Source organism: Micromonospora tulbaghiae (assembly GCF_900091605.1).
Taxonomy (GTDB): Bacteria; Actinomycetota; Actinomycetes; order Mycobacteriales; family Micromonosporaceae; genus Micromonospora; species Micromonospora tulbaghiae.
Genome location: NZ_FMCQ01000002.1, coordinates 756,652 through 772,984, shown reverse-complemented (window position 1 = coordinate 772,984; position 16,333 = coordinate 756,652). Strand labels below are relative to the sequence as shown.

Annotated in this window: 16 protein-coding genes and 1 riboswitch; of the genes, 13 read left to right on the top strand and 3 right to left on the bottom strand. The window is 72.5% G+C overall.

Features of this window, described 5'->3' with window-relative positions:
• Window positions 1–257 precede the first annotated feature (257 nt).
• Entirely contained in the window at window positions 258–2,321 is a 2,064-nt protein-coding gene (locus tag GA0070562_RS08555) for a M4 family metallopeptidase (protein WP_091418161.1), read from the top strand.
• A 97-nt stretch (window positions 2,322–2,418) separates the two neighbouring features.
• Here the strand turns inward: GA0070562_RS08555 and GA0070562_RS08550 are convergent, their stop codons facing one another.
• Window positions 2,419–2,868 (bottom strand): YbaB/EbfC family nucleoid-associated protein, encoded by a 450-nt coding sequence (locus tag GA0070562_RS08550; RefSeq protein WP_091418158.1) that lies wholly within the window; start codon window positions 2,866–2,868, stop codon window positions 2,419–2,421.
• Window positions 2,869–3,052: 184 nt separating this feature from the next.
• Window positions 3,053–3,703: a LysM peptidoglycan-binding domain-containing protein gene (locus GA0070562_RS08545; protein WP_091418155.1), complete on the bottom strand. Its 651-nt coding sequence runs from the start codon at window positions 3,701–3,703 to the stop codon at window positions 3,053–3,055.
• A riboswitch (cyclic di-AMP (ydaO/yuaA leader) is annotated at window positions 3,702–3,847 on the bottom strand. It overlaps the preceding gene by 2 nt.
• 172 nt (window positions 3,848–4,019) lie before the next feature.
• Here GA0070562_RS08545 and GA0070562_RS08540 point away from each other — a divergent pair.
• From GA0070562_RS08540 to GA0070562_RS08530, 3 genes are read left to right on the top strand one after another with little or no spacing between them, the layout of a single operon-like run.
• A complete protein-coding gene (locus GA0070562_RS08540) occupies window positions 4,020–5,582 on the top strand; it encodes an LLM class flavin-dependent oxidoreductase (protein WP_091418152.1) in 1,563 nt (520 codons plus the stop codon).
• A 47-nt stretch (window positions 5,583–5,629) separates the two neighbouring features.
• Window positions 5,630–6,106 carry a winged helix-turn-helix transcriptional regulator gene (locus GA0070562_RS08535; RefSeq protein WP_091418149.1) on the top strand — a complete coding sequence of 159 codons (477 nt, stop codon included), beginning with the start codon at window positions 5,630–5,632 and terminating at the stop codon, window positions 6,104–6,106.
• A 32-nt stretch (window positions 6,107–6,138) separates the two neighbouring features.
• Window positions 6,139–6,837, top strand: a complete 699-nt coding sequence (locus GA0070562_RS08530; RefSeq protein ID WP_091418147.1) for an SDR family oxidoreductase — start codon at window positions 6,139–6,141, stop codon at window positions 6,835–6,837.
• 67 nt (window positions 6,838–6,904) lie between these two features.
• Here GA0070562_RS08530 and htpG read toward each other — a convergent pair whose 3' ends face one another.
• Entirely contained in the window at window positions 6,905–8,797 is a 1,893-nt protein-coding gene (gene htpG / locus GA0070562_RS08525; protein ID WP_091418144.1) for a molecular chaperone HtpG, read from the bottom strand.
• Window positions 8,798–8,932: 135 nt separating this feature from the next.
• Here htpG and GA0070562_RS08520 point away from each other — a divergent pair, with 135 nt between their 5' ends.
• From GA0070562_RS08520 to GA0070562_RS08480, 9 genes are all read left to right on the top strand, one after another.
• A complete protein-coding gene (locus GA0070562_RS08520; protein WP_091418491.1) occupies window positions 8,933–9,661 on the top strand; it encodes a FadR/GntR family transcriptional regulator in 729 nt (242 codons plus the stop codon).
• Complete coding sequence (locus GA0070562_RS08515) at window positions 9,658–10,485, top strand: sterol desaturase family protein (protein WP_091418142.1); 828 nt, start codon at window positions 9,658–9,660, stop codon at window positions 10,483–10,485. Before GA0070562_RS08520 ends, GA0070562_RS08515 begins: the two co-directional genes overlap by 4 nt.
• Window positions 10,482–11,156, top strand: coding sequence for a lysoplasmalogenase (locus GA0070562_RS08510; protein WP_091418139.1), 675 nt, complete (start codon window positions 10,482–10,484; stop codon window positions 11,154–11,156). The genes GA0070562_RS08515 and GA0070562_RS08510 overlap by 4 nt, the downstream gene beginning before the upstream one ends.
• Entirely contained in the window at window positions 11,129–11,620 is a 492-nt protein-coding gene (smpB, locus tag GA0070562_RS08505; RefSeq protein WP_030500009.1) for an SsrA-binding protein SmpB, read from the top strand. The genes GA0070562_RS08510 and smpB overlap by 28 nt, the downstream gene beginning before the upstream one ends.
• Before the next feature lie 109 nt (window positions 11,621–11,729).
• Window positions 11,730–12,167 (top strand): VOC family protein, encoded by a 438-nt coding sequence (locus GA0070562_RS08500; RefSeq protein ID WP_091418135.1) that lies wholly within the window; start codon window positions 11,730–11,732, stop codon window positions 12,165–12,167.
• A 59-nt stretch (window positions 12,168–12,226) separates the two neighbouring features.
• The gene (locus GA0070562_RS08495; protein ID WP_091418131.1) at window positions 12,227–12,802 is read left to right on the top strand and encodes a helix-turn-helix domain-containing protein; all 576 of its coding nucleotides are present in this window, start codon (window positions 12,227–12,229) and stop codon (window positions 12,800–12,802) included.
• Window positions 12,799–14,079 carry an MFS transporter gene (locus tag GA0070562_RS08490; protein ID WP_091418128.1) on the top strand — a complete coding sequence of 427 codons (1,281 nt, stop codon included), beginning with the start codon at window positions 12,799–12,801 and terminating at the stop codon, window positions 14,077–14,079. The genes GA0070562_RS08495 and GA0070562_RS08490 overlap by 4 nt, the downstream gene beginning before the upstream one ends.
• Before the next feature lie 115 nt (window positions 14,080–14,194).
• A complete protein-coding gene (locus GA0070562_RS08485) occupies window positions 14,195–15,430 on the top strand; it encodes a glycoside hydrolase family 16 protein (RefSeq protein WP_091418125.1) in 1,236 nt (411 codons plus the stop codon).
• A 263-nt stretch (window positions 15,431–15,693) separates the two neighbouring features.
• Window positions 15,694–16,314, top strand: coding sequence for a GNAT family N-acetyltransferase (locus GA0070562_RS08480; RefSeq protein WP_091418122.1), 621 nt, complete (start codon window positions 15,694–15,696; stop codon window positions 16,312–16,314).
• The last annotated feature ends 19 nt before the right edge of the window (window positions 16,315–16,333 follow it).

Genomic DNA, 16,333 nt, shown 5'->3' with positions numbered 1-16,333 from the left:
TGGTTGCCTGAATCGACGCGTGCGGCGACACGCCCGACTGTCAGTCGTTGCCCAGGTCACCCATTGCTCCGGGCTCGGGAGACGTGTGATTGTGCACCAGCGAGCCGCCGACCCCCGGCGAATCGCGACGGTCGATCTGTCGACCCGGAGCCACGCCGGCAGCTCCGGTGACCGGCCGTCACCCTGCCTCGCACCACCGCGCCGCCCGTCCTCACCGGGCTCCGTGCGGCGCGCCTGTAGAACAGGAGCAATCCCCTGTGAAACTCTCACCTCGCCTCGCCGCGCTCACCGGCGCAGCTGCGGCCGGCCTGCTCGCCGCAGGCACCGCCGCCGCCGTGCAGGCCGCGCCACCCGGACCCGCCTCCCCCAACCCGGCGCAGGCCCGCGCGACCGCCGCCGACTCGGCCCGCGCGCTGGTCGCGAACCGCCCCGCCTACCTGCAGGCCGGCTCCGACGACGCGTTCGTCCAGAAGCCGGTCATCTCCTCCGAGGGCACCCAGTACGTGCCCTACGAGCGCACCTACAAGGGCCTGCCGGTGGTCGGCGGCGACTTCGTGCTCGCCACGGACCCGGCCGGCAACCTGAAGTACGCCTCGGTCGCCCAGCAGCGGCCCATCGGCGCCCTCGCAACCACGCCCGCGCTGACTCCGGCCGCCGCCGCGAAGACGGCGCGCGCCCAGCTCAAGACCGTGAACGCGGTCGAGGGCACCACGCTCGTGGTCTACACGCTCGGCGCCGCACCGGCGCTGGCCTGGGAGACCACGGTACGTGGCACCAGCGCGGACGGTCCGAGCCGGCTCACCGTCGACGTCGACGCGCGCACCGGCGCGGTCCTGCGCAAGCAGGAGCACGTGGTGCGCGGCACCGGCACCGGCGCCTGGAACGGGCCCAGCCCGCTCACCCTCAACACCACCCAGTCGGGCTCCACGTACACCATGAAGGACCCGACGGTCACGAACCTGAGCTGCCAGGACGCGGCGAACAACACCACGTTCAGCGGCTCCGACGACGTGTGGGGCAACGGCACCGCCACGAACAAGGAGACCGGCTGCGTGGACGCGCTGTTCTCCGCGCAGACCGAGCACAAGATGCTCGCCCAGTGGCTGGGCCGCAACGGCGCCAACGGCAACGGCGGCTACTGGCCGATCCGGGTGGGCCTCAACGACCAGAACGCCTACTACGACGGCAGCCAGGTGCAGATCGGCAAGAACACCGCCGGTCAGTGGATCGGGTCGCTGGACGTGGTGGCGCACGAGATCGGCCACGGCATCGACGACAACACCCCCGGCGGCATCTCCGGCGGCGGCACGCAGGAGTTCGTGGCTGATACGTTCGGCGCGGCCACCGAGTGGTTCGCCAACGAGCCGTCCAGCTACGACGCGCCGGACTTCCTGGTCGGCGAGAAGATCAACCTGGTCGGCTCCGGCCCGATCCGCAACATGTACAACCCGTCGGCGCTCGGCGACCCGAACTGCTACTCCAGCAGCATCCCGTCGACCGAGGTGCACGCCGCGGCCGGGCCCGGCAACCACTGGTTCTACCTGCTGGCCAACGGCAGCAGCCCGACCAACGGGCAGCCGTCCAGCTCGACCTGCAACAGCAGCAGCGTGAGCGGCCTGGGCATCCAGAAGGCCATCAAGATCATGTACAACGCCATGCTGCTGAAGACGTCGTCCTCGTCCTACCTGAAGTACCGCGTCTGGACGTTGCAGGCGGCGAAGAACCTCTACCCGAGCAGCTGCACCGAGTTCAACGCGGTCAAGGCGGCCTGGGCCGCGGTCAGCGTACCGGCCCAGTCGGGTGAGCCGACGTGCGCCGGCGGCACCCCGACGCCCACGCCGACCGCCACCACCACCCCGCCGTCGGGCGGCTGCTCCGGCAACAAGCTCGCCAACCCCGGCTTCGAGTCGGGCAACGTGAGCTGGAGCGCCTCGTCCGGCGTCATCACCACCGACAGCAGCCAGGCCGCACACGGCGGCTCGTACAAGGCGTGGCTGAACGGGTACGGCTCGTCGCACACCGACACGCTCAGCCAGTCGGTGACGATCCCGGCCGGATGCCGGGCGACGTTGAGCTTCTGGCTGCACATCGACAGCGCGGAGTCGACCACCAGCACCGCGTACGACAAGCTCACCGTCAAGGCGGGCAGCACCACGCTGGCCACCTACTCCAACCTGAACAAGGCCACCGGCTACGTGCAGCGGTCCTTCGACATCTCGTCGCTGGCGGGCACCACGGCGACCATCTCGTTCAGCGGCGTGGAGGACAGCTCGTTGCAGACGTCCTTCGTCGTCGACGACACCGCGGTCACCCTGAGCTGACCGTGGCGTAGCGCGGCCGGTCGTCGTCCTCCCGGCGGCCGGCCGCCTCGTCGTGTCGGGCCGCTCCGGGCGTCGCGGTGTCGCGCCCGCCGTCGGGTCAGGCCGGGCGCCCGGCCCGGGACGCGGTGCCGCGGTCGCGGTGGATCCGCGCGGCCGCCTCGTGCATCGCGCGGCCGAACAGCTCGGCCTGGTCGCCCATGCTGCCGAGCCGGGCGGCGAGGGCGTCGGCGTCGGCCCGCGCCGACGCGCTGACCTGGGCGTCCAGCTCGGACAGCGCGGCGTTGGCAGCGGTGACGAGGTGTCCGCAGAGGACCTCGAAGGGCTCGCCGGCCAGCTCCGGGTCGATCGTCACGGAATCCAGCCGGCCACCCTGGACTGCGACCGCGCGGACCCGGCCGCCGGCGGCCGCGCCCTCGGCGCGCAGCAGGTCGCCCGGCTCGCCGTCGGCGTGGGCCGAGGCCCGGGAGCGCATCGCGGTGAGCGCCTGCTGCGTACGGGTCAGCAGCTCGTCGAGGCTCGCGGCCGCCGAGAACGGGTCGTTGGTCATATCCGCACTTTCTTCACGTCTTAGCCGAGCATCGTGACCCTAGCAACCGGCTCCGACGAATCGCGGTCACCGGCCGCTGCGGTCCGCGTCTCGGCGCCGCGAGCAGGGCGGACGCCGACGGCGCGGCGTGTCGCGGACGGCCGAGCGCCCGGCCGGACGGGCCGGCCGGGCGCTCGAGGGCCGCTCAGCGCAGGTGCAGCCGCTGACCGGGGAAGATCAGCCCGGGGTCGTCGCCGACCACTGCCCGGTTGCGCTCGTGCAGGGCACGCCAGCCGCCGTCGACGCGCTGCGCCACGGCGATCTCCGACAGCGTGTCCCCGCGCCGGACCACGTACGTCCCGGCGCCGGGAGCGGGCTGCGGCGCGGCCTTCGTCGCGGGCCGCTCCGGCGCGGCCCCGCGCGTGGCCGCCCGCTTCGGGGCGGCCTCGCGCGGGGCGGCCTTCGTGGTGGCCCGCTCGCCGGCCGCGGCCGACCCGGAGCTTGCCGAGCCGCCCTTCCTGCCGCAGACCGGCCACGCGCCGATGCCCTGACCGCGCAGCACCCTCTCGGCGACGGCGATCTGCTCGGACCGGCTGGCCAGGTCGGCGCGGGCGGCGTACTTCTGCCCGCCGTAGCCGTTCCAGGTGGCACGGGAGAACTGCAGCCCGCCGTAGTAGCCGTTACCAGTGTTGATCTTCCAGTTGCCGCCTGACTCGCAGCGCGCGACCGCGTCCCAGTTGACGCCCGCGCTGGCCGGAGCGGCCGGGCCGAACAGGGCCGCGGCACCGACGGCGGCGCCGGCCAGAACCGCCCCGAGAGCGGCACGGCGGCTTCGGGTCGAGTATTCAGTTGCCATGTGGATTCCTCCACGCCGACGAGGTGAGCTGTCGGGTTCGGGCCGAGGAGCCCGGCCGCCGGTGGCGGCTTCACCCCGAGGTGACGATGCACCGTGGAACGTGTGGTTCCCCCGCTCCCGCGCGAGGTTCGGTTACCGGGGACGGCGGCGGGATTTGGCGTTTCCGGCCCGCGGTGTCCGCGTCTGCGAACGAAACCGACGCTAGGGACGATTTGCGACGATCGTCCACTTCTTGTGATGCTCTTCACCCGGCCGGGCTACCGGCGGCGGCGCTACGGTGGCAGGGCCAGGCAAGATCACGGGAGGGGCGGGACGGATGACCGATCACGGACACGAGCTGACCTTCGGCGGCTTCCTCACCCCCGCCGCCGGGCAGCCCGACCAGGTGGTGGCGCTCGCCCGGCTCTGCGAACAGGTCGGGCTGGACCTGGTCACGTTCCAGGACCACCCGTACCAGCCGGGCTTCCTGGACACCTGGACACTGATGTCCTACGTGGGAGCCGCCACCGAGCGCATCCGCCTGGCCGGCAACGTGCTCAACCTGCCGCTGCGCCAGCCGGTGGTGCTGGCCCGCAGCATCGCCAGCCTGGACCTGCTCACCGGAGGCCGGGTCGAGCTGGGGCTCGGTGCGGGCGCGTTCTGGGACGCGATCGAGGCCGCCGGCGGGCGGCGCCTGTCCCCCGGCGCCGCCGTCGAAGCCCTCGACGAGGCGATCCGGGTGATCCGCGAGGTCTGGGACACCGACCGGCGCGGCATGATCCGGGTCGACGGCGAGCACTACCGCGTGGTCGGCGCCAAGCGCGGGCCGGCGCCCGCGCACCCGGTCGGCATCTGGGTCGGCGCGTACAAGCCGCGCATGCTGCGCCTGGTGGGCCGCGCCGCGGACGGCTGGCTGCCGTCCCTGTCGTACCTGCCGAAGGGCCCCGACGAGCTGCCCGCCCTGAACGCGCTCGTGGACGAGGGCGCCCGCGCCGCCGGGCGCGACCCGGCCGCGATCCGCCGCATGCTGAACGTGACCGGCACGTTCGCCCGCTCGTCGGCCGGCTTCCTGGCCGGGCCGCCGGAGCAGTGGGTGGAGGAACTGGCCGGGCTCACGCTGGAGCACGGCATCACCACGTTCATCCTCGGCAGCGACGAGCCGCGCGCGATCCAGATCTTCGGCCAGGAGGTCGCGCCCGCCGTGCGGGAGCTGGTCGCGGCCGAGCGCACCGCGCCCGGCGGCGGCGACCGCGCCGCCTCCGACGAGCAGACCGCCGCGGGCGGCCCGAGCGCGCTCGGCGTCACCCCCACCCCCGACCCGGGGGTACGCCTGAGCGCGCGCCGCCCCTGGGACGAGTCCACCCGGCCGAGCGCACCGCCGCCACCGGCCGGACAGGTCTACCCGGCCCGGGGACAGGCCGCCGGGCAGCACCTGGTGGACGTGCACGACCACCTGCGCCAGGAGCTGGCCCAGGTGCGCGACCTGCTGGAACAGGTCAAGCAGGGCTCGGTCACGCCGGGCCGGGCGCGGGCCGCGCTGAACGAGATGACCATGCGGCAGAACAACTGGACGCTCGGGGCGTACTGCGCGGCGTACTGCACGATGGTCACCCAGCACCACGGGCTGGAGGACGCCTCGATCTTCCCGCATCTGCGCCGCTCCGAGACCGGGCTGGCCGCCGTGCTGGACCGCCTGGAGGAGGAGCACGTGGTGATCCACGGCGTGGTGGAGAGCGTCGACCGGGCGCTCGTGGAGCTGGTCCGCCGGCCCGGCGACTTCACCGGACTCCAGGAGGCGGTGGACCTGCTCACCGACACGCTGCTGTCGCACCTGTCGTACGAGGAGCACCAGATCGTCGAGCCGCTGGCCCGGCACGGTTTCTTCCCCGGCCAGCTGTGAGGTAGCTGGCTTTTGCTTTCCTAAGTCAGGGGGGTACCGTCGACGCCATGACGGACCTCCTCGCCCAGCGTGACTCCTGGTCCACCGCCAACTGCTCGATCGCCCGGGCGTTGGAGGTGGTCGGCAACCGCACCACGCTGCTCCTGCTGCGGGAGGCGTCGTTCGGCACCCGCCGGTTCGACGACTTCGCCCGGCGGGTCGGCGTCAGCGAGCCGGTGGCCGCCGCACGCCTCAAGCAGCTCGTCGCCGACGGGCTGCTCGACCGGCGTCCCTACCGCGAGCCCGGGCAGCGCACCCGCGACGAGTACGTGCTCACCGCGAAGGGAAGCGACCTGATCCCGGTGCTGGTCGCGCTGCGGCAGTGGGGCGACGCGTACGCCGCCGACGAGGCCGGCCCGGCGGTCCGGGTGGCCCACGACGAGTGCGGCGCGCCGGTGCACGCCCGGCTGCGCTGCGACGCCGGGCACGACGTACCGCCCGGCGAGCTGGCCGTCCTGCCCGGTCCGGGCCTGCTGTCCGCCTGAACCCCTTCCTTCCCCACATCTCGGAGCGAGACATGAAGATCGCTGGAAGCACCGCCCTGGTCACCGGCGCCAACCGCGGCTTCGGCCGGCACCTGGCCGCCGAACTCGTCGCGCGCGGCGCCACCGTCTGGGCCGGCGCGCGCAACCCCGACACCGTGGACCTGCCCGGCGTCACCCCGGTACGCGTGGACATCACCGACCCCGAGTCGGTGGCCGCCGCCGCGGAGCGGGCCGGCGACGTGACGCTGCTCGTCAACAACGCCGGCGTGAGCACCGGCACCGACCTGCTCGACGGCGACCTCGCGCAGATCCGGCTGGAGCTGGAGACGCACTACCTCGGCACGCTGTCGGTGGTACGGGCGTTCGCGCCCCGGATCGCGGCGAACGGCGGCGGGACGATCCTGAACGTGCTGTCGGCGCTGTCCTGGTTCACGTTTCCCGGCGTCGGCGCGTACGGCGCCGCGAAGGCCGCGGAGTGGTCGATGACGAACGCCCTGCGCGTGGAGCTGGCCGGCCGGGGTGTCCGCGTCGCGGGGCTGCACGTCGGCTACATGGACACCGAGATGGCCGCCGCCGTCCCCGGCCCGAAGGCCCACCCGGCCGACGTCGCCCGGCTAACCGCGGACGGCATCGAGTCCGACAGCTACGAGATCCTGGCCGACGACGTCGCCCGCCGGGTCCAGGCCGGCCTGTCCGGTGGAGTGGCCGCGCTCTACCCCGCGCTCCCCTGACCGAACGCCCCGAGATCCCGGTACGCGGACGTGCGTACCGGGATCCCGGTGTCTGTCCGGAGCGGAGCTACAGCCCGCGGGCCAGGCGGTCGGCGAGGATCCGGGTGAACCGGGCCGGGTCGGCCAGCTCGCCGCCCTCGGCGAGCAACGCCATGCCGTACAGCAGCTCGGCGGTCTCGGTCAGCGCGGCGGTGTCACCGCCCTCCCCGTGCGCCTTGCGCAGCCCGGTGACCAGCGGGTGGGCCGGGTTCAGCTCCAGGATCCGCTTGACCTGCGGCACCTCCTGGCCCATCGCCCGGTACATCTTCTCCAGCGTCGGCGTCATGTCGTGCGCGTCGCCGACCACGCAGGCCGGTGACGTGGTCAGCCGGGTGGACAGGCGCACCTCCTTGACGCTGTCGGCGAGCGCGCCGCCGAGGAACGTGAGCAGGTCGGCGTACTCCTGCCGGTCGGCCTCGGCCTTCTCCTTCTCCTCGTCGGTCTCCAGGTCCACCTGACCCTTGGCGACCGAGCGCAGCGTCCTGCCGTCGTACGCGCCGACACGCTCGACCCACACCTCGTCCACCGGGTCGGTGAGGATCAGCACCTCGTAGCCCTTGGCGCGGAACGCCTCCAGGTGCGGCGAGTTCTCGATGGTGGCCCGGTTCTCGCCGGTGGCGTAGTAGATCTCGGTCTGGCCGTCCTTCATCCGCTCCACGTAATCGCGCAGCGTGGTGGGCTCGACCGGGTCGTGGGTGCTGGCGGCGCGGACCAGCTCCAGCAGCGCCTCGGTGTTGTCCGGGTCCTCCAGCAGACCCTCCTTGACCACCGTGCCGAACTCGGTCCAGAACGTGCGGTACGACTCGGCGGACATGTCCTTGAGCGTGGCGAGCACCTTCTTGACCAGCCGGCGGCGCACCGCGCGGATCTGCCGGTCCTGCTGGAGGATCTCCCGGGAGATGTTCAGCGACAGGTCGTGCGCGTCCACGACGCCCTTGACGAAGCGCAGGTAGTTGGGCATCAGCGCGTCGCAGTCGTCCATGATGAACACGCGCTTGACGTAGAGCTGCACACCGCGGCGGCCCTGCGGAGAGAACAGGTCGAGCGGGGCGTGCGACGGCAGGAACAGCAGCGCCTCGTACTCGAACGTGCCCTCACCGCGCATGTGGATGGTTTCCAGCGGGTCGGCCCAGTCGTGCGCGACGTGCCGGTAGAACTCCTTGTACTCGGCCTCGTCGACCTCGTCCCGCGAGCGCGCCCAGAGCGCCTTCATCGAGTTGAGCGTCTGCTCCTCGCGGGTGGTGGCGCCGTCCTCGCCGGGCTTGTCGACAGTCATCCGGATCGGCCACGAGATGAAGTCGGAGTAGCGCTTGACGATCTCGCGGATCGTCCACTCGGCGGTGTAGTCGTGCAGGTTGTCCTCGGTGTCGACCGGCTTGAGGTGCAGCGTGACCGAGGTGCCCTGGGGCGCGTCCTCCACCTCCTCGATCGAGTAGGTGCCCTCGCCGGTGGACTCCCAGCGGGTGCCGCCGGACTGCCCGGCGCGGCGGGTCAGCAGCGTCACCCTGTCGGCGACCATGAACGTGGCGTAGAAGCCGACGCCGAACTGGCCGATCAGCTCCTGGGACGCGGCGGCGTCGGAGGACTCGCGCAGCTTGCGCAGCAGTTCGGCGGTGCCGGACTTGGCGATGGTGCCGATCAGGGCGACCACCTCGTCGCGGGTCATGCCGATGCCGTTGTCCCGCACGGTGAGCGTACGGGCGTCCTTGTCGGCCTCGATCTCGATGTGCAGGTCGGAGGTGTCGGCCGACAGTTCCTTGTCGACGAGCGACTCCAGCCGCAGCTTGTCCAGCGCGTCGGACGCGTTCGAGATCAGTTCGCGCAGGAAGACGTCCTTGTTCGAGTAGATCGAGTGCACCATCAGCTGCAACAGCTGACGGGCCTCGGCCTGGAACTCCAACGTCTCGACCCGGTCGCTCACACCGACTCCCTTCCCCACTGGCGGCCTACGGCGGAAAGGATACGAGGGGTGACCAAGGCGGCACGCACCGGCCGCCTCGAATCTACTGGTACAACCAGTTGACGAGTTGATGTGTTCGGGGCCACACTGCTGCGCATGACCTTCGATCCCGCGCCTCGCGTGTCGGTCTCCGACCACGTCTTCGGCCGGCTCCGCGACGCGATCGTGTCCGGTCGCTACGCGCCGGACGAGACGTTGCCCGGCGAGCGGGAGCTGGCCGGCGCGTTCGCCGTCAACCGGCACGCGGTCCGGGAGGCGCTGCGCCGCCTGCAACAGCTCGGCCTGGTCCGGGTCAGCCAGGGCGGCGCGACCCGAGTGCTGGACTGGCGGGTCCACGCCGGGCTGGACCTGGCGCTGTCCCTGGCCCGCTCCGGCGACGTACTCCCGGTCGAGACGCTGGTGCGCGACATGCTGGAGATGCGGGCCTGCGTCGGGATCGACGCGGCCCGGCTCTGCGCCGAGCGCGCGGACCCGGCGGTCGTCGCGGCCCTGGTCCGGGCCGCCGAGGAGTACGGCGACCTGGCCCCCGACCTGGACCTGATGAACAAGGCGAACATCGCCATCTGGCGGCTGGTCGTGCGCGGCAGCGGCAACACCGCCTACCAGCTCGCGTTCAACAGCCTGGTGGCCGGCACGTTCGCGGTCGGCGACGTCCCGCCGGACGCCCGCGCGGCCGAGCTGCTGGACGTCGCCGGGCACCGCTGCCTCGCCGCGTCGGTCGCCTCCGGTCAGGGCGCGGCGGCGGCCCGGCACGCCCGGGAGCTGCTGACCGCGCCGGTCACCACCCCCACCTCCCCCACTTCCGGAAGGGAAGCGCGCGCATGATCCCCGCCGTGCTGTACGCCGTCCCGGCGTTCCTGCTCCTGATCGTCGTCGAGGCGGTCTCCTACCGCTTCCTGCCCGACGACGACGAACGCGGCTACGAGCTGCGCGACACCTCCACCAGCCTGTCGATGGGACTGGGCAGTCAGATCATCGGCTTCCCGTGGAAGCTGCTCACGGTCGGCCTGTTCGCGGCGCTGTGGACTGTGGCGCCGGTTCACCTGTCCCCCGGCGACTGGTGGACCTGGGTGATCCTGTTCTTCGCCGACGACCTGGCGTACTACTGGTTCCACCGCTCGCACCACGAGGTACGCGTGCTCTGGGCGAGCCACGTCGTGCACCACAGCAGCGTCTACTACAACTTCTCGACCGCGTTGCGGCAGAGCTGGACGCCGATGACCTCGCTGCCGTTCTGGCTGGCGCTGGCCCTGCTCGGCATCCCGCCGTGGATGATCTTCCTCCAGCAGTCGGTCAGCCTGCTGTACCAGTTCTTCCTGCACACCGAGCGGATCAAGGTGCTGCCCCGGCCGATCGAGTGGATTTTCAACACGCCGTCGCACCACCGGGTGCACCACGGCTCGAACACCGAATACCTGGACCGCAACTACGGCGGCATCCTGATCATCTGGGACCGGCTGTTCGGCACGTTCGAGCCCGAGCGGGCCACCGCGCGCTACGGGCTGACCAAGAACATCGGCACCTACAACCCGCTGCGGGTGGCCACCCACGAGTTCGCCGCGATCTGGTCCGACGTACGCCGGGCCAGTTCCTGGCGGCACCGCCTGGGCTACCTGTTCGGCCGTCCCGGCTGGCAGCCGGTCCGATGAGGCGCTCCTGGCTGCTGCCCCTGTTCGGGCTGGTCGCCGCCGTCGAACTCGTCGGGGTCGCACTGGACTCCTCTGTGCTCCAGTGGCTGGCCAAGCCGCTGCTCGCGCCGGTGCTGCTGGCGTACCTCTGGGCGCACCGGCGCCGGGTGGACGCGGTGGCGGTCGGCCTGGTCGCCGCCACCGCGGGCGACATCGCCCTGCTCCTGCCGGGCGACACCGCGTTCCTGGCCGGCATGGGCTGCTTCCTGGTCACCCAGCTCGCGTTCATCACCGCCTTCGTGCGGCACCGGCGCGCGCGGGCCGTGGCGTGGGCCGGTTACCTGCTGGCCTGGGCGGGTGCGAACGCGCTGCTGTGGGGCATGCTCGGGCCGCTGCGGCTGCCGGTGCTCGGCTACAGCCTGGCGCTGTGCCTGATGGCCGCCGCCGCGACCGGGGTGTCCGCGCGGGTCGCCGCAGGCGGGGCGCTCTTCCTCGTCTCCGACCTGCTCATCGGCGTGGGCGCGGCCGGTGTGGAGCTGCCCGGCAGGGGCCTGCTGGTGATGATCACCTACTGTGCCGCGCTGCTGCTGATCAGCACCGGCTGGGTGGCCGCGGCGCGCCCGGCGACCGGCCCGCAGCCGTCGCCGGCGGGTACCCTGCTGGCGTGGCCAGGGAGAACGGGCGCAAGCTGATCGCCTCGAACAAGAAGGCGCGGCACGACTACGACATCCTCAAGACGTACGAGGCGGGCATCGTGCTGGCCGGCACCGAGGTCAAGTCGCTGCGCGAGGGGCGGGTGTCGCTGGTCGACGCGTTCGCCCAGGAGCGCGACGGCGAGATCATGCTGTACGGCCTGCACATCGCCGAGTACGGCTTCGGCACCTGGACCAACCACGCGCCCCGGCGCACCCGCAAACTGCTGTTGCACCGGGTGGAGATCGCCCGGATCCTGGAGAAGCTGCGCGACGGCGGCGTGACGCTGGTGCCGCTGTCGATGTACTTCGCCGACGGCTGGGCCAAGGTGGAGCTGGGCCTGGCCCGGGGCCGCCGGTCGTACGACAAGCGCCAGGCGCTCGCCGAGCGGGACGCCAAGCGGGAGATCGCCCGGGAGATGGGCCGCCGGCTCAAGGGCCGCACCACCGGCCGCCGAACCTGATCCGTCTCGTGTTGAGGACAGTTTCTGTCCGCTGGCTCCGGCAGGCTGGACGGCGACCGATCACACGCGCCGCCGGTTCGCCGGCGGACCGGATGGAAGGTGAGCCGAGATGGCCCGCGACGTACAAATCACCATCGACTGCGCCGACCCGGCGAAGCTGGCGGCGTTCTGGGCCGAGGTCCTCGACTATCGGGTCCAGGGCCCGCCGGAGGGCTTCGACTCGTGGGAGCAGGCGCTGAACGCGATGGGCGTTCCGCCGGAGCGGCACAACGACGCCTCGGCCGTGGTCGACCCGGAGGGCGCGGGTCCGCGACTGTTCTTCCAGCGGGTGCCGGAGTCCAAGCGGGTCAAGAACCGGGTGCATCTGGACGTCCGGGCAGCGCCCGGGCTGACCGGCGAGGCCCGGATGTCGGCGCTGGAGGCGGCGGCCGACCTGCTCGTCCCGCTCGGTGCGACGCGCGTCGGGCGCTACGAGCCCGCTCCACCGCTGGAGGCGGGGCACGTGCTGATGACCGATCCGGAGGGCAACGAGTTCTGCCTCGACTGAGCCCGGGGTCATTAACAAGACTCCTTGTACATCACTTCTTGTCGGTCTAGCCTGGCCGCATGACGGACGGAACCGGCAACCGGCGCGTGAGCGACCCGCGAGCCATGCGGGCGCTGGCCCACCCCACCCGGCTGCGACTGCTCGGCGAGCTGCGCCTGCGCGGCCCGCAGACGGTCGGCATGCTGAGCGAGCGGACCGGCGAGGCGGTCGGTTCGGTCAGCTACCACGTCGGCAAGCTGGCCGAGCACGGCTTCGTGGCCGAGGCCCCCGACCTGGCCCGGGACCGGCGCGAGCGGTGGTGGCGGGCCGCGCACGCCACCACCGACTGGGATCCGCTCGAACTGCTCGACGACCCGGAGCGCCGGCTCGCCGGCAACCTGCTGCGCCAGGCCGCCATGCAGCGCTACGTCGACCGCTACCAGGCGTACCTGGATTCCGAGGCGAGCCTCGACCCGGCCTGGGTACGCGGTACCACCAGCAGTGACATCGTGCTGCGCCTGACGCCTGAGGAACTGGTCGAGCTGCGCGACGAACTGTCCGCGCTGGGCCGGCGCTGGCGGGAGCGCGGCGCACCCGGCCGCCCCGGCGCCGAGATGGTCACGCTGATCTGGCAGGCGTACCGGGGGCCGCAGTGAACCGCGACCGCCGGCCCCTGACCGGACTGCTGATCGGGCACGCCGTCTCGCTGACCGGTAACGTGCTCACGCTGATCGCGCTGCCGCTCTACGTGCTGGCCGAGACCGGCTCACCGGCGGCCACCGGGCTGGCCGGCGCGTTCGCCACCGCACCGGTGGTGCTCGGCGGCGCGTTCGGTGGCGTGCTCGTCGACCGGATCGGCTACCGGCGGTCCAGCGTGCTCGCCGACGTGGTCTCCGGCGTGACCATCGCCGCCGTACCCCTGTTGCACGCCACCGTCGGGCTGCCGTTCCCGGCGCTGCTGGCCCTGGTCTTCGTCAGCGGGCTGCTGGACACACCCGGGCAGACCGCGCGCACCGCGTTGCTGCCGGAGGCGGCGGAGGCGGCCGGGGTGCCGATCGAGCGGGCGGTCGGCTGGGCGGAGGCGACCTCGCGCGGCGCCCGGATGATCGGCGCACCGGTGGCCGGTCTGCTGGTCGGCGTGTTCGGCGCGCTGCCGGTGCTGGCGGTGGACGCGGTGACGTTCGCGGTGTCGGCGCTCGTGGTGGCGCTGCTGGTTCCGCGCCGCCTGAGCCCGTCCGGCGACGAGAGCGAGCCGGAGACCGGCGGCTACTGGCGGCAGTTCGCCGCCGGGTTGCGCTTCCTGGTCCGCGAGCCGCTGCTGCGCGCCATGGTCCTGCTGGTGCTCGTGACCAACCTGTTCGACGCGGCCAAGGGCCAGGTGCTGCTGCCGGTGGTCGCCGACCGGGAACTCGGCGGACCGGCGGCGTTCGGCCTGCTGGTCGGCGTCATGGGTGGTGGGGCGCTGGTCGGATCGCTGGTGTTCAGCGCGATCGGGCACCGGCTGCCCCGCCGGGCCACGTTCGTCACCGCGTATGCGCTGTGCGGCGCGCCGCCACTGTGGGCGCTCGCCGCCGCGCCGCCGCTGCCGGTCGTGGTCGCCGTGGTCGCGGTGGCCGGGCTGGCCGCCGGCTCGCTCAACCCGCTGATGGGCGCCGTCGAGCTGGAACGGGTGCCACCTGCCATGCGGGCCCGGGTGTACGGCGTGATCGGCGCGGGCGCGTGGGCGGCCATGCCGGCCGGCGCGGTCGGCGCGGGATTCGCCGCGGACCGGTTCGGCCCCACGTCCACGCTCGTCGTGATGGGCGCCTGCTACCTGCTGGTGGTGCTGACGCCGCTGCTGGGCGGCCCGTGGCGGGACATGCGCCGGCCCACTGTGGTGCGGCCGCGGGAGCCGGAGCCCACGTCGGAGCGTCAGCGGGAAACGCTCTCTTGACATCGACCGACTTCGTTCATACCTTCATCGAAGTCTATTTGTATGGTTTGTTAACCGTTGGGCGGGGCCGGCCGCCGTGACGGAGAACGGCCACCACCCCCGCAGGAGGCGCCCCGTGCGCACTATCCGTACCCTCGCCGCGCTGGCGGCGACCGCGGTCGGCCTCACCGCCGCCCTCGCCCTCGTCCCACACTCCCCCGCGGTCGCCGCCCCCGGCGCGGTCACCTGGTCCGACGACTTCAACGGCCCGGCCGGCGCCGCCCCCGACGCCAGCAAGTGGCGCTACGACATCGGTGGCGGCGGCTGGGGCAACAACGAACTGCAGTACTACACCAACAGCACCCGCAACGCCGCGCTCGACGGCAACGGCAACCTGGTCATCACCGCCCGCAAGGAGAACCCGTCCGGTTACTCCTGCTGGTACGGCAGTTGCCAGTACACCTCGGCCCGGCTGCTCACCAACGGCACGTTCGCGCAGGCGTACGGGCGGTTCGAGGCGCGCATCAAGGTCCCCCGCGGCCAAGGGCTGTGGCCGGCGTTCTGGATGCTCGGCAACGACATCGGCACGAACCCGTGGCCCGGCAGCGGCGAGATCGACATCATGGAGAACGTCGGCTACGCGCCGTCGACGGTCTGGGGCACGCTGCACGGCCCCGGCTACTCCGGCGGCAGCGGCGTCGGCGCGTCCACCTCGCTGCCGGGCGGCCAGGCGCTCGCCGACGCCTTCCACACGTTCACCGTGGACTGGGCGCCGGACTCGATCACCTGGTACCTCGACGGCGTGGCGTACTCGCGCAAGACGCCCGCCGACATCGGCGGCAACCGCTGGGTCTTCGACCACCCGTTCTTCATGATCATGAACGTCGCGGTCGGCGGCAACTGGCCCGGCTCGCCGGACGGCAGCACCACGTTCCCGCAGACCATGACGATCGACTACGTCCGGGTCCAGTCCTGGGACAACGGCGGCGGGGGCACCGGCGGGCAGATCGTCGGGTACGGCAACAAGTGCGTCGACGTGGCCAGCGCCAACACCGCGAACGGCACCGCCGTACAGCTCTGGACCTGCAACGGCACGGCCGCCCAGCGCTGGAGCTGGAACGCCGACGGCTCGGTCCGCGCGCTCGGCAAGTGTCTCGACGTGGCCGCCGGATCCACCGCGAGCGGCGCCAAGGTGCAGCTCTACGACTGCAACGGCACCGGCGCGCAGAAGTGGGTGTTCAGCGCGGCCGGTGACATCGTGAACCCCCAGGCGAACAAGTGCCTGGACGCCACCGGTTCCAGCTCGGCCGACGGCACCCGGCTGCAGATCTGGGACTGCACCGGCGCCGCGAACCAGAAGTGGCGCCGCTGACCGCCACCCCCGAGACCGGGGCGGGCGGCACACCCCCGCCCGCCCCGCCCCGCCCCCGCCGCCCCCCTCCCCCGCGATCTTGCACTTTCGGCCCGGGCGGTGACGCGAATGTCCCATCTGCCCGGGCACAGACTGCAAGATCAGCGCGGCTGGCCGCCCTGGCGTGGCACGAATGGCGTTGCGTTCCTCGGGGCGGTCCGGGATACCGTGAGGTCCGTTTCGCTCCCGCGAGACCAGGCCATCGATCTCCTGGAAGCGCGATCATGGATGAACCGACCGGCGCGCTGACGTCGACGAGCGGGTTCACGCCGGAACCCGTCCCCACCGCACGGCTGATCCTGCTGCCCCTGGCCGTCGAGCACGCCCAGGAGATGGCCGCCGTCCTCGCCGACCCGGCGCTGCACACGTTCATCGGCGGCGAGCCCGCTTCCCCGGCGGCGTTGCGGGCCCGCTACGAACGGCTGGTCGCCGGCTCGCCCGACCCGGCCGAGTCGTGGTGCAACTGGGTGATCCAGCTCCGGGACGACGGCCGGCTGGCCGGCTTCGTCCAGGCCACTGTCACCGAGCCACACGAACCGGTGGCGGACACCGCCACGGCGGGTGCGCGCGCGGTCGGGCACCGGCACCTCGACGAGGCGACACCGGCCGCCGCGGGACCGGTCGCGGAGATCGCCTGGGTGCTGGGAACACAGTGGCAGGGGCGCGGGATCGCCACCGAGGCCGCCCGTGGAATGGCCGGCTGGCTGGGGCGACGCGGTGTGCGTACCCTCATGGCCCACATCCATCCCGACCACCGCGTGTCGGCGGCGGTGGCCACGGCCTGCGGCCTGGCCCCCACCGACGTGTGGCAGGACGGCGAGGTCCGCTGGACCGGGGCCCCTTGATCACCCGGAAAGGCGTGCG

Excerpts from the sequence above, each read along its gene's own strand:
- GA0070562_RS08550 (WP_091418158.1), bottom strand. The coding sequence starts at position 2,868 with ATGACCAACGACCCGTTCTCGGCGGCCGCGAGCCTCGACGAGCTGCTG.
- GA0070562_RS08545 (WP_091418155.1), bottom strand. The coding sequence starts at position 3,703 with ATGGCAACTGAATACTCGACCCGAAGCCGCCGTGCCGCTCTCGGGGCG.
- GA0070562_RS08540 (WP_091418152.1), top strand. The coding sequence starts at position 4,020 with ATGACCGATCACGGACACGAGCTGACCTTCGGCGGCTTCCTCACCCCC.
- GA0070562_RS08535 (WP_091418149.1), top strand. The coding sequence starts at position 5,630 with ATGACGGACCTCCTCGCCCAGCGTGACTCCTGGTCCACCGCCAACTGC.
- GA0070562_RS08530 (WP_091418147.1), top strand. The coding sequence starts at position 6,139 with ATGAAGATCGCTGGAAGCACCGCCCTGGTCACCGGCGCCAACCGCGGC.
- GA0070562_RS08520 (WP_091418491.1), top strand. The coding sequence starts at position 8,933 with ATGACCTTCGATCCCGCGCCTCGCGTGTCGGTCTCCGACCACGTCTTC.
- GA0070562_RS08515 (WP_091418142.1), top strand. The coding sequence starts at position 9,658 with ATGATCCCCGCCGTGCTGTACGCCGTCCCGGCGTTCCTGCTCCTGATC.
- GA0070562_RS08510 (WP_091418139.1), top strand. The coding sequence starts at position 10,482 with ATGAGGCGCTCCTGGCTGCTGCCCCTGTTCGGGCTGGTCGCCGCCGTC.
- GA0070562_RS08500 (WP_091418135.1), top strand. The coding sequence starts at position 11,730 with ATGGCCCGCGACGTACAAATCACCATCGACTGCGCCGACCCGGCGAAG.
- GA0070562_RS08495 (WP_091418131.1), top strand. The coding sequence starts at position 12,227 with ATGACGGACGGAACCGGCAACCGGCGCGTGAGCGACCCGCGAGCCATG.
- GA0070562_RS08480 (WP_091418122.1), top strand. The coding sequence starts at position 15,694 with ATGGATGAACCGACCGGCGCGCTGACGTCGACGAGCGGGTTCACGCCG.